Here is a 14,277-nt window from a genome sequence, read left to right as displayed (position 1 = left end):
AGGGGGGCTTTGCCCCCCGGCCTGCGGCCTCCCCCCAGGATATTTTCGGGCAAGAAGAAAACGGCGGGGCTACTCTGCGGCCCGCGCCGGATCGGTGACCTGCGCCAGGGCCATCTCGACAAGCTCCGGGCCCGCGCCGGGGCGCGTGGCACCTTCGGACAGGATGCGCCGCCACGCCCGTGCGCCGGGGCGGCCTGCGAACAGGCCCAGCATGTGCCGCGTGACCTGGTTGAGCTTGCCGCCTGCCGCGAGGTGATCCTCGATATAAGGCAGCATGGCCAGCACTGCGCCCTCGGGCGTGCTGTCCGGCCCCTGTGCGCCAAAGATCACCCGGTCGGCGGCGCAAAGGACATCGGCGGGCTGGTGATAGGCCGCACGCCCGATCATCACCCCGTCCAGCCCGGCATCCAGAAAACCGCGCGCCTGTTCCAGCGACGCAATCCCGCCATTGACGCTGATATGCAGGTTGGGAAACAGCCCCTTCATCCGCTGCACCAGATCGTAATCGAGCGGCGGCACATCACGGTTTTCCTTTGGGCTGAGTCCTTGCAGCCAGGCCTTGCGCGCGTGGATGGTGACGCGTTCGACCCCGGCAGCGACGATGCGCGACAGGAATTCGGGCAGCACCTCTTCGGGGTTTTGTTCGTCCACGCCGATCCGGCATTTGACGGTCACCTCCACCGGCTGCGCCGCGATCATCGCCGCGCAGCACTCGGCCACGAGGCCGGGGTCTTTCATCAGCACCGCGCCGAACGTGCCCGATTGCACCCGGTCGCTGGGGCAGCCGACATTGAGATTGATCTCGTCATAGCCCGCCTCGGCGCCCAGCTTTGCCGCCTGCGCCAGTTCCGCGGGGTCCGACCCGCCCAGTTGCAGGGCGACGGGATGTTCCTCGGGGGTGTATTCCAGCAGATGCAGCGCCCCGCCCCGCACCAGAGCCGGGGCGGTCACCATTTCCGTATACAGCAGCGCATCGCGCGACAGCAGGCGATGCAGGTATCTGCAATGCCTGTCGGTCCAGTCCATCATCGGCGCGACGGAAAGCTTGGCGTGGCGGTTTACGATCATGCGGTCAGTTCGTCAGGGCGCGGGGCGGTGCAACATATCACGAACGCCCCATATATCCCAGTTGCGCCATTGTGCAACCGTCCCCCGGCGGCGCAAGGCTCAGGCGCGGGCCGTCGCGTCCGATCGCCCGCCCGTCAACGCCATCCAAGCGTCGTACTGGCTGAGGAACACCTGACCGTTCAGCTCCTGCAGGAAGTGCACCATTTTCAGCCGGTCCATCACCGGGCCCTTCACCTCGCTCAGATGCAGCCCGATCCCCAACTCGCCAAGGCGGCGGTTGATCGCTTCGAGGCTTTCGAGCGCGGAGAAATCCACCTCGTTCACCGCCGAAAACATAAGGATCACATGCCGCAGCCCACCGCCCCGCGCGATACGGTCCTGCACCAGATCCTCGAGGAACCGGGCGTTCACGAAATACAGGCTTTCATCCACCCGCAGGGTCACGACGCCCGGATCGGTCAGCACGTCATGGCGGTGGATATTGCGGAAATGCTGCGTGCCGGGGACCAGCCCCACCTCGGCCACATGCGGTCTGGATGTCTTGTAAAGATGCAGCCCAACCGACGTGACGACCCCGGCGGCCACCCCGGTTTCCACCCCAAGCGCCAGCGTCAGGACAATGGTGATGGCCACCGCCAGGAAATCGCCGCGTGAATAGGCCCATGTCCTGCGCAGGATCGACAGATCGACCAGCCCCAGAACGGCAACGATGATCGTCGCCGCCAGCGTGGCCTTGGGCAGGTAATGGACCAGCGGCGTCAGCGCCACGGCGGCAACCGCCAGCCCAAGCGCGGTGAACGCCCCCGCCGCCGGGGTTTCGGCCCCGGCATCGTAATTCACGACCGAGCGCGAAAACCCGCCCGTCACCGGATACCCGCCGGTGAAGGCCGCGCCGATATTGGCCGCACCCAGCCCGATCAGCTCCTGATCCGGGTCGATCCGCTGACGCTTGCGCGCCGCCAGCGTTTGCGCGACCGAAACCGATTCCACGAACCCGATGATCGAAATCAGGATCGCCGGGGCCAATAGCTGCCCCAACAGATCGGGCGACAGCCCCGGCATCGTGAGCGGCGGCAACCCCTGCGGCACCTCGCCCACGATAGCCACGCCGCGCGCCTGCAAATCGAACGCCCACACCGCCAGCGTGCTGAGCACCACGGCCAGAACCGGGCCCGCCTTGGTCAGCGTATCGGCCATGCGCGGCCCCACCCCAAGCGCACGCAGGCGCGGCTTGAGCCCCTTGCGCACCCAGAACAGAAAGGCCGTCGCGCCCGCCCCGATAAGGACGGTCGGCCCGTTGATCTGCCCCATATGGGCCAGCAGCGCATTGACCATGTCAAACAGGGTATGCCCATGCGCCGGCACGCCCAGGATATGCCTGAGCTGGCTGGCCGCGATCAGGATGCCCGAGGCCGTAATGAACCCGGCGATCACAGGATGGCTCAGGAAATTCGCCAGAAACCCCAGCCGCAGCACCCCCAGCATCACCAGGAATCCGCCCGACATCAGCGCCAGCGTCAGCGCCGCCGCCGCATACCCGGCGGTGCCCTGTTCGGCCACCTGCCCGATGGCCGAGGCCGTCATCAATGACACCACCGCCACCGGCCCCACGGCCAGCGCCCGGCTGGTGCCGAATATCGCATAGAGAACGATCGGCAGGATCGAGGCATAAATCCCCGCCTGCGGCGGCAACCCCGCCAACAGCGCATAGGCCAGAGATTGCGGGATCAGCATGATCGTCACGATCACCGCCGCCAGCAGGTCGTTCGACAGAGCCGCACGGTTATAAGACCGGCCCCAATCGAGAATGGGCATGTAGCGGCGCAAAAGCGGATGCATCGGCAAGCTCTCCTTCGGGCGGGCGGTCAGGGATGGTGAACAAGACCCGGTGTTTCGGTTTCGTTACCGTTTGACATCCGGGTGTCGTCGCCCGCGCAAGGACATATTGCACAATCGGAATACGTCTACCACCGGAACAATCACATTGCCGTGCGCTCCGCCGCCACGGGCCGACGATCAGGGCAGTGCGACATCATCCGGCAGGCGGACCCACCCGTTACCTGCTGGCGCTCGGGGGGCGGTTGCGCCATGCTGGCCGCGTCCCGATACCGGAGCTTGCCATGCTGCGCGCCCTTCTCTTGCTTGTGGCCCTGACCACCCTCCCCGGCCCTGCCATCGCGCAGGACCGCGCCGCCATCGAGCGGCAGTTTCGCACATGGCTGGAGCAAACGATCTGGCCCCGCGCCCGCGCCGAGGGTGTCAGCCGCGCCACCTTCGACAGCGCGTTTTCGGGTGTCCGGCTGAACTGGGATTTGCCCGATCTGGTGCCGCCCGGCAGCGCACCGCGCACCCCAAAGGCACAACGGCAATCGGAATTCGGCGCGCCCGCAAACTATTTCAGCGCGGGCAACCTGAACGCGGCCACCAGCACAGGGCGGACCATGGCCAGACGCCACGCCGCCACCCTCGGCCGCGTGGAGCGCACCACCGGCGTGCCGGGACGCTTCGTTCTGGGCATCTGGGGCCGCGAAAGCGCCTATGGCCGCGCCGCGATCCCGCACAACGCCTTTCAGGTGCTTGCCACCAAGGGGTTCATGAGCACCCGCGCCCCCTATTTCACCGACGAACTGATCGCCGCGCTGCAAATCGCGCAGGCGGGCCATGCCCCCGGCGCGGCCATGAAAAGCAGTTGGGCGGGCGCATTGGGCCAGCCGCAATTCATGCCCTCCAGCTTCCTGAAATACGCCGCCGACGGCGATGGCGACGGGCGCGCCGATATCTGGCGCTCCGAGGCCGACACCATCGCCTCCATCGCCACCTATCTGGCGCGTCACGGCTGGATCGCCGGGCGCGACTGGGGGTTCGAGGTGCGCGTGCCGCCGCAGGTCTCCTGCACGCTGGAAGGCCCCGATCAGGGCCGCCGGATTTCCGAGTGGGAGGCGATGGGCATCGCCCGCGTCTCGGGCCGCCCCTTCCCGGCGCATGAACGGCGCGGCCAGGGCTTTCTGCTCATGCCGGCGGGCCGCCACGGCCCGGCCTTCGTCGTCACGCCGAATTTCTACGTGCTGAAGGATTACAACATGAGCGATCTTTACGCCCTCTTCGTCGGCCATGTGGGCGACCGCATCCGGTTCGGCAGCGGCGATTTTCAGGGCCGGTGGGGCGACGTGGGGCGCATGTACCGCTCGGACATCGCGGCGATGCAGCGCGCGCTGATCGGCATGGGGCATGACGTGGGCGGTGCCGACGGGCTGCCGGGGTTCAAGACCCGCCGCTCCATCGGCCGCTGGCAGGAGGCATCGGGCAAGCCCGCCACCTGTTTCCCGACCCCGGCGATGGCATCCGCCCTATCCCGCTGACACCGGGCACAACCGCCCCGCCGCCAGCGCCGACAGCGCCACCATCACCGCCGCCGTGCCCAATGTCAGCGCCAGACCGCCCGTCTGATAGGTCAGCCCCGACAGCAGCGTTCCGATCAACCGCCCACCGGCATTGGCCATGTAGTAAAACCCCACATCCATCGTCACCCGCTCGTCCCGCGTGAAGGCGAGGATCAGGTAGGAATGCAGCGATGAGTTGACGGCAAAGATCGCGCCAAAGGCCAGCAAACCGGCCACCAGCACCACGGTCAGCCACCCGGCGGGTTGCGGGGCCAGCCATGCCGCCACGGCCAGCAGCCCCGGCACCACGCACAGCGCCAGCGCCCAACCCCGCGCCGCCGCGATCAAGTCGCCCTCGGACCGGCTGGCGGCGCGCAACAGGCGCGGCGCGGCGGCCTGCACGGCCCCGTACAGGATGATCCACACCGCCATGAAACTGCCGATCAGGAAAAACGCCGCGCGGTTCCCGGCCTCGGACCCGTCCGACAAAACGGCGTAGAAATAGATCGGGATGCCCACCACGAACCACACGTCGCGCGCCCCGAACAGGAACACCCGCGCCGCCGACAACCAGTTCACATTGGCCGAATCCGAAAACACCTCGGAAAATTTCGCCCCCTTGCGCCCGCGCGGCAGGCCCGGCGGCATGGCCAGCGCCACCGCCAACAGGGTCGCCGCCAGCACGGCGGCCATGACCCAGACCGCACCGGCAAAGCCAAGCCCCGCCAGCAGCGCCGCGCCCAGCAGGAACCCCACGCCCTTGACCGCGTTTTTCGACCCCGTCAGCACCGCGACCCACCGGAACAGCCCCGCCCCGTCGCGCGGGGCCAGCAGCTTGACTGCCGATTTCGACGACATCTTGGCCAGATCCTTGGCCACCCCCGAGGCCCCCTGCACACACATGACATAGGCGACCGAAACGCCGATCGCCCAGCCGGGATCGAGCTGCGCCAGCGCCAGCAGCGCCAGCACCTGTATCCCCAGCCCCGCATAAAGCGTCGCCGTCAGCCCGAACCGCGCCGCGATCCAGCCCGCCGACAGGTTGGTGATCATGCCAGCGATTTCATACAGCACGAACAGATAGGCCAGTTGAACGGGCGAAAACCCAAGCGTGTGGAAATGCAGCAGCACCAGCATACGCAGCGCGCCATCGCTCAGCATGAAGGCCCAATAGGCCGCCGTCACGGCGACATAGGCCGACATCCCCTCGGGGCGCGCCCGTGCCGTCACAGGCTGCCCCCCACCATCAGCGCCACGTCGATCAGGCGATGGGCATAGCCCATTTCGTTGTCATACCACGCATAGACCTTCAGTTGCGTGCCGTTGATCACCATGGTCGAAGGTGCATCAATGACGCTGGACCGCGTGTCGTTGGTGTAATCCGCACTGACCAGCGGGCGCTCCTCATAGCCCAGAATGCCCCTGAGCGGCCCCTCGGCAGCGGCCCTGAACAGCGCGTTCACCTCCTCCGCCGTGGTCGCGCGCTCCAGTTCGAACACGCAATCGGTGATCGAAGCATTCAGCAACGGCACCCGCACCGCATGGCCGTTCAGCCGCCCCTTGAGCTCGGGATAGATCAGCGTGATCGCCGTGGCGCTGCCGGTGGTCGTGGGGATCAGCGAGTTCAACGCCGAGCGCGCACGCCGCAGATCCTTGGCCGGGCGGTCCACGATGGTCTGCGTATTGGTGACATCGTGAATTGTCGTTATGGACCCATGCTTTATACCGATTTCCTCATGTATCACCTTCACCACCGGCGCCAGGCAATTGGTGGTGCAACTGGCCGCCGTGACAATGCGGTGCTGCGCCGGATCGTAGGTCTCCTCGTTCACGCCATAGACGATATTCGCCGTCGGCCCGTCCTTCACCGGGGCCGAAACCACCACCTTTTTCACGCCCGCCTCGAAATACGGGGCCAGCCTCGCCTCGGTCTTGAACGCGCCGGTGCAGTCGATCACCACATCGACACCGTCCAGCGGCAGCGCCGACAAGTCGCGCGTCCCGATGAACGGAATGCGCACCCCGTCGATTGTAATCGACTGATCGTCATGGGAAAATTCCGCATCCCACCGGCCATGCACCGTGTCGAACTCCAGCAGGTGAGCGTGCATTTCCGCATCGCCCACCGCATCGTTGATCCACGCCACCTGCGCGCCACGCTCCAGCAAGGGCCGCAGCGCCAGCTTGCCCATCCGGCCAAGTCCGTTCAGCGCATAGACAGTCATGCCGAAACCTCGTCATCGCGGGCGATATCATCGACCGCCCGCTGCAACGACATCCGGTCAAGCGAGTCGATGGGCAACGAGACGAACGCGGTGATCCGGTTCAAAAGCGTTCCGTAAGCCGCCTGAAACGCAAGACTTTTCTCGGCATCCGATCCCCCGGCCTGCACCGGGTCCGGCATTCCCCAATGGGCGCTGACAGGCTGCCCGTCCCAGGCCGGACATTCCTCGTTCGCCGCCTGATCGCAGACGGTAAAGACGAAATCCAGCCGCGGCGCGTCCGCCCCCTGAAACTCGGTCTGGTTCTTTGATCGCAACGCGTCGGTATCGTGCCCTTTGGCCTGCAACACCTCCAGAGCAAAGGGGTTCAGTTCGGAATAGGGCCGCGTTCCTGCCGAATAGGCGTTGAACCGATCCCCCGCCACCTGGCGCAGGATGGATTCGGCAAAAATCGACCGGGCGGAATTGCCGGTGCAGATGAACAGAATATTGTATTTCCGGTGGTCCATGGTCTCTGGTCCTTCTGGGGAAAACAGGGACACGGGCGAACAGATGTCCGGCCGCCCGCGACAACAATCCATCAGCAGATAATCGAAGGTGCGTCGCACCTCTGTCATATCCGGCGCGTATCGCAGGGACGTACCCGCGCGATCCTGCGTGATCAGCCCGGCCTGTGTCAGGGCCGACAAATAGGCCGATAACGTACTGGGCTTCAGCCCGAGGGCCTGCGCCAACTCCCCCGCCGGCACACGGTCGGGATAGCGGCGCATCAGCAGCCGAAAAATCGACAATCTTTGCGGATGGCCTAACGTGGCGAGGCGGGAGGCGATTTCTTTTTCCATATTTCATGAATATTGGAAATATAAATGAGTCGCAAGCCTCATCACCCCCGATCAGCGGATAAAATTCGCCCAGACATAAACCGCGCCGAACAGCACCGGCTGATGAATCAGGTAGATCGCCAGACTGTGCCGCCCCGGCCACGCCATCGCCGCGTGAACCCGCCCCCCGCGCAGCCTCCAGCGGCAGAGCGCATCCAATCCTCCCGGACGGGCGGTCAGTTGCGCCCCCCCCAGCCCGGCCAGAAACACACCCGTCCACGGGAAAACCGGCTCGAAATCCATGGTCGGGCGGTTCAGGCCGGACAGGCCCAGCCAGACCGGCCAGTCCGGTGACAGCCCATAGGCGCGAAACACCGCAGGCAGCGCCAGAAACAGCGCCGCAGCCAACAGCGTGACCACACCCGGTGCGCGCAGGAATGCCAGACCGAACACGCTGGACACCGCAATGGAATGCAGAATGCCAAAGAAAACAAAGACTTCGGGCATCATCACCCAGGTCGCAAGGCTGACCGCCCCCGCCGCCAGCCCGACCAGCGTCAGCCGCCGCAAAAAGGGTCGCAGCCGCAGCCCCTGCCCGTGGGCCAGAAACAGGCTGACCCCCGAAAGGGCCAGAAAACTGCCCGCCACCAGCCGCGCGAATTCGCGCCACACCCCTTGCGAGGCCATGCCCGGCGGCAGCGCCCCGAACACCGTCAGATCATAGGTGAAATGATACACCGCCATCCCAAGCAGCGCGACAGTCCGCGCATAGTCGATGGCGGCGATCCTGCCACGGGGTATTGCCTGCATCCTGCCATGCCTCACCATTGCCTGCCCGCAGGATAACAGGTTTCGGACAGGCCGACAGGCCCCGGCCTACAGCCCCGCGCCCGGCCCCGTCGGTCTGAACTCGACGATCATCGTCCCGTTTTCATCACTCTCGTCGGCAACGATCTGTCCGGGGATGCGCACGGTTGGCCGGCGCATTTCGTCTCCTGCGCGCCAGGGCCGCTCGGTGATCACGCATTGCGCCTCGGCCCCGCCGTAATCGGCACGCGGCTCGACCTCGCGCATGAACACCAGCCCGCGCACAACGGGCTCGTCGCCCAGAAATACCGCTCCGGTGCCCAGCACCTTGCGCTCGACCAGCTTGGTCAGGATGGATTGCTGACGGCTTTGCGCCCAGACCCCGCACACCATCGTGCGCCCGCCCTGATTGCGCAGATCGGCGGCCACGGTGATACCCCCGCCCGAGGTGTAACTGCCCCCGCCAAGTGCGGGATCGCTGCCCAGCCGGGCCACCCCGGCGGGTTCCAGACTCACGCAGGCAGCCAGCCCTGAAAGGCAAGCCACTGAAATCGCTTTGTAAATGCTCATGTCACGGCCTTTCCATCACCCCCGCCGATCGGGGGCCTGTACACAAGGTAATACATCCGGCTGCGCGCGCAAGCGGCCCCTGCCTCAGCCCGCGGCGGCGAACGCCTCGGTCTCGGCCAGCATCTCGGGATACCATTTCTCGAGCGTCGGCAGAAACGCCTCGCGGATACGCCCCACCTGCGCCGGGGTCAGATCCTCACGCCAGACACCCGCGCGCCCCTTGGCAAAGAACCGCTCCATTCCCGGCGGGCGTTCCTTGAATCCGAGGGTGTCTTCCTGCTTCTTCATCGCGTCGAAACTGGTGGATTTGATCGCATAGGTCAGCTTCTTCGTATCCACCGACACTTTCAGGAACTTGCCCAGCAACGCACGCATGGTCGGGCCGGGTTTCGTCTGCAAATCCTCATAGCGCACCACCTGCAGCGGCAAACCGGGGGCCTGCGTCCAGACATTCACGTGATCGTCCCAACTGCCCAGAACCTCGAAAATACCTTCGTCGGTCTTGGTCATCATGGTCGGGTTCGTCATCCGGTCGATGGCCGTATCAATGTCGCAGGACTGATGGCGCGCAAAGGATGGCGCCAGATCGAACGGGTTTCGCATCACGTAAATCGCCGCCGCCGTCAGGTCCGGCGGGATCACATCCTGATCGAACAGGCGGATCGTCTGGCAATGGGTCTTGACGAAGTGATGATGCGGCTTGGACGCCGCGATCAGACGCAACGCCTTGGAGCGCACCCGCATCCATTCCTCTTCGCTGTCGGTCTGGAACGGCACACCGCCATTGGCGCGCTTGAAGAAATCCTTGCGCACGTCGCCCGTGGTGAAATTCGGCAAATGGTTGATGTCCGGCGCGTGCTCCACCGGCATGAAATAATGCGCCAGCAGGCTGCGCATCCACGTATTGCCCGATTTGGGATAACTGGCCAGCCAGATGATCCGTTTGAGATCACTCATCGTAATACCCGTATTTCTTCATGACATCCCGGTTGCCGCGCTTGATTTCCTTGATCACGCGGCGGCTCAATTCATCCTTCCACAGCCCGCTTTTCCCCTTGTTGAAAAAGCGATCCGTGTATTCCGACCCTTCGATGAACCCCTGCTCGTCCTCCTGCCGCTTCAACTCGTCAAAGCTGCAATGCCGGATCGCGCGGTCCAGCCGCTCCCGGTCCACGGGCATCCCGAAATGCTCGACGACCCTGGCGAATTCCACCTCGGGTTGGGCCAGCATATCCTCGTATCGCATGACCAGAACCGGATAGGGCAAACGCTGCGTCCAGCTTCTTACATGTTCCGACCACGAGCCCATGAAGGTGGCGACATTCTTTTCATAAGGCGACGTGCCGTTATGCGGATGGCAGATTCTGTGCGCGGCCTCGTCCACCGTCAGCCCGAAATGGCGCGCATAGCTCGTCACCATGTCCAGCGGGTTTCGCATGATGTAGATGGCCGAGCGCGTGACCTCGACCGGGATCAACTGAATGCCATAGACATCGCGATTGATATTATGCGTCTTGACCAGGTTCACGTCGGCATTGTTCGCCACGATCCCGCCCAGAACACGCCCGCGCAACCTGACCGATTGCTCCACATCGTTCAGGTCGAACTGTCCGCCCGCCACGCGGCGATACATCTCGGCAATGTTATCGCCCACACCGAACTTGTGGATATCATTGATTCCGATGGGGTCTTTCGCGTTGGCCAGGTAATTGGCCAGAAAGGCCCGGGTCCACGTATTCCCCGACTTGGGATAGCTGGCCAGCCAGACAATGCTTTTCTTCATGATCTCGCGTCTTTGGTTCGTGCATCGCGGTCGCAACGGGCGACATCGCAGTCGGGCCATGTCTATGCGAAAAGCCGGCCCTCCGAAACAAGAAAGAGCGGGCACAAGGCCCGCTCTTCCCATTAGATCCTGCTAAACTTCGGATTAGAAGTTCAGGCGGATACCAGTACCGATCGTGGTCGATTCAACCTTCAGCTTCGACACACCGGGTGCGAAAGCGTTGGGAACGTTGACCGAACGCGAGGTTTCCGACTGGATGGCGTAGATGCGCCATGCAACGCCGTTGCCCAGTTCACGCTCTGCGCCAAGCTGGTAGGCTTCGTACTCGTCGGTCGCTTTAACAAAGCCAGCTGCAGCAGCAGTGCCTTCACCCTGATAGGTGTCGAAACCGATGGTCCACGGACCGGCCAGGTCGTAGGTCACGCCCAGGCTCCAGCCTTCGGTGTCGCCAACGCCATTTGCCAGGCCGCTGTCGTTTTCAGCGTACGAACCGCCAAAGGTCCAACCGGAAACGCCCAGACGCGCACCGACACCCCAGGTTTCCGGGTCACCCGGCTGGGTAACGGCCGGAGTGAAGATTGCCGTACCGGGCAGACCGCCGGGGTTGGCAACGAACACCAGGTTCTGACCTGCGTCACCGGTACCCCAGCGAGCGGCCAGTTCGACGTCGACATTGCCGAAGGTCTGGCTGTAGTTCACACCGATGTCGAAGATGTCGTTCAGAGCGACATTACGGTTCACCAGGCCCGAGTTGGCGGCGTTGGTGTTGCCCGGTGCGTACGAAACACCCAGGGTCAGGCCGTTGAAGCTCGGCGTGTAGTAGCTGATGCGCGCGGTGTCGTTGTTACCGGCAACTTCAGTGTAGGACGAACCGAATGCGTTGCGGGCCATACCATAGACGCCCGGCAAGCCAGCCGGCGAGAACGCGGTCGGGTGGAAGGCCGACGGCGACGGCGAGTTGATGCCGAAGCCAACGCCGGGTGCGCCGGTCATCAGCTTGTAACCAGCCGAGTTTTCCGAACCCACTTCGACGCGACCCATGGTGTCGCCTTCGATGAACATGTACGATTCGTCGATGCCGTCAGCACCACCGCCAGCGTTCAGAGCTTCCATCTGAACGTTGATACCGAAGGTCAGGCCGTTGTCCAGCGTAACCGACGGGGTGAAGATGATTTCACCGTTCTGGTGAATGTTGGCACCGTCCAGATCGACGTTGGCCGGGATGTTGTTGCCGCTCGTGCTGTTGAACAGAACGTCAACGTTGTAATAACCGCCCCAATCCAGGTTCCATTCCTGGGCTGCTGCGGGTGCAGCTGCGACGCCGAGAGCGATCGCGCTGGTGCAGAGAAGTTGCTTTTTCAAGGTGTCCCTCCATCAAAGCAGGAAGTTTCATGTTCCACCGCCGCCCAAGATGGACACGGCTTGGATGATGGAATGCTCCAAACACCCCTCAGGTGTCAACGAACCCGCCCCCGCCCGTGGCGTTGTTGTCCGGTCTGTGACGTTTAAACCACACACGCCCCGGACGGGCCTGCCGCTTATCCTTGAAAAACAGGCATGTTGCAGGTTTTCCGGGGGTTTAAACGCCATATCGCCCGCATGGACCGGTTTCCGCCTTCGGGCCGCACTCTTCTTCTTTATACGGCGACCACACCGCCCGAACCCGGTGATTCCATCCCCCCGTTGCCGCCCGGCCACACCGCTTTGCAGGGCCTTGCGCGCGGGTGTGCGGGCCATCGCCACCTGTCCGCACAGGATCGCCAGCCATGCGATGATCGGCTCAGGTATTTTACAAGTGGTCAAAACGGTCCGGTCCTTACGCGGGAATTGTCACCGCTCCACCCTGCCCCGGACTGTCTTGCAATTGGGTTAAAGGCCCGTGCGCCGCCCCGGTGTGCGTCCCTGTTGGACACATATGACCGTCAGCCCCCGAAGTTTCGTACAAAACGCGCGTACACATCGTACAAAACGTACGAAACGCGCCTCAACGCCCCTGCCGGGTTTCCCAGCGGTCCACCCATTCGCGATAATAGACATCCGCCGCCTTCAGGAAATGCGGCTTGCGGAACGGATGCAACACATGCCGTTTCAACGTTGTATCGGCATAAGCCGTCTCCCCCCGCGCATCGCCCAGCGCCTTATACGCCGCCTTGGCCCCCAGATAGGGAGCCATCACCGTGCCCGACCCGGAAAAGCCCATCGCGTAATGCACCCCGTCACGTTCGCCCACCTTGGGCATGTGATTGAAACTGAATCCGGTAAAGCCTTGCCATGAATGGGAAATTTTCACACCCCGCAACTCGGGCCAGATCTCGCACATGGTCCGGCACAGCCGCTCGGCGGCACGCTCCGGGGGCACTTCAACCATCGCCGCACGCCCCCCGAACAGCACCCGTTTTCCATCCGGTGAGATGCGATAATAACTGTGCCGCGCCCGCGTCTCGACCATCATCCGCCGCCCCGGCGCGATATGCCCGATCAGGTTCGAGGGCAGTTCCTCGGTCGCGATCATGTAGCTCGACAGAGGAAACACCCGCGCCATATGCCAGGTGAAAGGTTTGGTGGTGTAGCCGTTGGTGGCCAGAATCACCTTGTCCGCCTGCACCCGGCCCTTGGCGGTCGTTGCGTTAAACCCGCCCGCCGCACGCTCCAGCCCGGTAACCGCCGCCTGCGTCACCACGGGCACGCCGCGACGGCGCACCGCCTCCAGCAATCCACGGTGATACTTGGCCGGATGCAAGGCGCCATGTTCCGGGAAAATCAGCCCGCCGAAATAGCTTTCGGTCGCGATTTCCTGTTTCAGATCAGAGCGTTCCACCATCCGCACCGCGACATCGCTCTTGTCGCGCACGCTCTGCGCCAGTTTCTTCTGGTTCTCGAAATGGCCCGCCGTCCAGGCCAGTTGAATGCGGCCCGTCTGCTGAAAATCACAGTCGATTCCCTCGCGCTCGATCAGACCGCGCGCCCAGTTAAGGGCCGGTCCCGCCTCGGCAAACAACGCATCCGCCGTCTGCGCCCCGAACCGGCGTTCCAGATCCGCCCAGCCCAGCCGGGGATGCGCCCCGAACATGCCGCCATTGCGGCTCGACGCGCCCTGCCCCGGCACCCCGGCCTCGACCACCACGACCCGCGCACCGCAATCATGCGCGGCAATGGCCGCGGACAGCCCGGTATACCCCGCACCGATCACCAGCACATCGCACGTTCCCGGAAGATCGTCGGACTCCGCCACCGGCGCCGCCGCCTCCCACCACCAGGGCCGCCCCGGTTCCGCTTCGCCCGTCCAGATCGTCATGTCCCGTCATCCCCGTTTCGCGCCCGCCCCGTCCGGCACAGGCAACCGCGGATCAATCTGCGGGAACATCCCGCCTACCACAAGCCCCAACCATCCACAGGCCACGCGACACAAACCTGCATTCCGGGTCGAAAAAGATATCGACACGGCGGTCCGACTATGACAATAAGCGACCGCGAAAACAGGCCTGCCCGGCTCGACCGACCCAGATCAGGCGGTATGCCCCTATAGCTCAGCTGGTAGAGCAACTGATTTGTAATCAGTAGGTCCGCGGTTCGAGTCCGTGTGGGGGCACCATAATTAACTGTTTTCATTACATTATCCACCACAG

12 protein-coding genes and 1 tRNA gene are annotated in these 14,277 nt (G+C 64.0%); 2 read left to right on the top strand and 11 right to left on the bottom strand.

The features are described 5' to 3' along the window. Window positions 1-69: 69 nt before the first annotated feature. Both dusA and KPG71_RS05490 read right to left on the bottom strand, forming a co-directional pair. Window positions 70-1,068, bottom strand: a complete 999-nt coding sequence (gene dusA, locus KPG71_RS05495; protein WP_216337105.1) for a tRNA dihydrouridine(20/20a) synthase DusA — start codon at window positions 1,066-1,068, stop codon at window positions 70-72. Between the two features lie 99 nt (window positions 1,069-1,167). After that, a complete protein-coding gene (locus tag KPG71_RS05490; RefSeq protein ID WP_216337104.1) occupies window positions 1,168-2,907 on the bottom strand; it encodes a SulP family inorganic anion transporter in 1,740 nt (579 codons plus the stop codon). A 281-nt stretch (window positions 2,908-3,188) separates the two neighbouring features. Between KPG71_RS05490 and KPG71_RS05485 the strand changes: the two genes are divergently transcribed. Then, window positions 3,189-4,427, top strand: coding sequence for a lytic murein transglycosylase (locus tag KPG71_RS05485; RefSeq protein WP_216337103.1), 1,239 nt, complete (start codon window positions 3,189-3,191; stop codon window positions 4,425-4,427). On the opposite strand, the gene arsJ is transcribed toward KPG71_RS05485, so the two are convergent. The 9 genes from arsJ to KPG71_RS05440 all read right to left on the bottom strand — a co-directional run bounded on the left by arsJ (window position 4,416) and on the right by KPG71_RS05440 (window position 13,946). After that, on the bottom strand, window positions 4,416-5,651 hold the full coding sequence (gene arsJ, locus KPG71_RS05480; RefSeq protein ID WP_216337218.1) for an organoarsenical effux MFS transporter ArsJ: 1,236 nt from the start codon (window positions 5,649-5,651) through the stop codon (window positions 4,416-4,418). The two genes, KPG71_RS05485 and arsJ, sit on opposite strands and share 12 nt — an antisense overlap. A 23-nt stretch (window positions 5,652-5,674) precedes the next feature. Continuing rightward, entirely contained in the window at window positions 5,675-6,673 is a 999-nt protein-coding gene (locus KPG71_RS05475) for an ArsJ-associated glyceraldehyde-3-phosphate dehydrogenase (RefSeq protein ID WP_216337102.1), read from the bottom strand. Next, window positions 6,670-7,512 (bottom strand): helix-turn-helix domain-containing protein, encoded by an 843-nt coding sequence (locus KPG71_RS05470; RefSeq protein ID WP_216337101.1) that lies wholly within the window; start codon window positions 7,510-7,512, stop codon window positions 6,670-6,672. The genes KPG71_RS05475 and KPG71_RS05470 overlap by 4 nt, the downstream gene beginning before the upstream one ends. 51 nt (window positions 7,513-7,563) lie before the next feature. Then, window positions 7,564-8,301, bottom strand: coding sequence for a heparan-alpha-glucosaminide N-acetyltransferase (locus tag KPG71_RS05465; RefSeq protein ID WP_216337100.1), 738 nt, complete (start codon window positions 8,299-8,301; stop codon window positions 7,564-7,566). Window positions 8,302-8,367: 66 nt separating this feature from the next. Then, a complete protein-coding gene (locus tag KPG71_RS05460; RefSeq protein ID WP_216337099.1) occupies window positions 8,368-8,868 on the bottom strand; it encodes a hypothetical protein in 501 nt (166 codons plus the stop codon). Between the two features lie 84 nt (window positions 8,869-8,952). Continuing rightward, window positions 8,953-9,825, bottom strand: a complete 873-nt coding sequence (locus KPG71_RS05455; RefSeq protein WP_216337098.1) for a sulfotransferase domain-containing protein — start codon at window positions 9,823-9,825, stop codon at window positions 8,953-8,955. Further along, window positions 9,818-10,651 carry a sulfotransferase domain-containing protein gene (locus KPG71_RS05450; protein WP_216337097.1) on the bottom strand — a complete coding sequence of 278 codons (834 nt, stop codon included), beginning with the start codon at window positions 10,649-10,651 and terminating at the stop codon, window positions 9,818-9,820. The genes KPG71_RS05455 and KPG71_RS05450 overlap by 8 nt, the downstream gene beginning before the upstream one ends. A gap of 144 nt (window positions 10,652-10,795) precedes the next feature. Continuing rightward, complete coding sequence (locus KPG71_RS05445; protein WP_216337096.1) at window positions 10,796-12,013, bottom strand: porin; 1,218 nt, start codon at window positions 12,011-12,013, stop codon at window positions 10,796-10,798. Between the two features lie 622 nt (window positions 12,014-12,635). After that, on the bottom strand, window positions 12,636-13,946 hold the full coding sequence (locus KPG71_RS05440) for an FAD-binding oxidoreductase (protein WP_216337095.1): 1,311 nt from the start codon (window positions 13,944-13,946) through the stop codon (window positions 12,636-12,638). 221 nt (window positions 13,947-14,167) lie between these two features. On the opposite strand from KPG71_RS05440, the gene KPG71_RS05435 reads away from it, so the two are divergent. After that, window positions 14,168-14,243, top strand: a tRNA-Thr gene (locus KPG71_RS05435). Window positions 14,244-14,277 lie beyond the last annotated feature (34 nt).

The organism is Roseovarius sp. PS-C2 (genome assembly GCF_018862045.1).
Taxonomy (GTDB): Bacteria; Pseudomonadota; Alphaproteobacteria; order Rhodobacterales; family Rhodobacteraceae; genus Roseovarius.
Note: the sequence above shows the minus strand (reverse complement) of the source record. Positions and strands in the feature narration are given on the sequence as shown.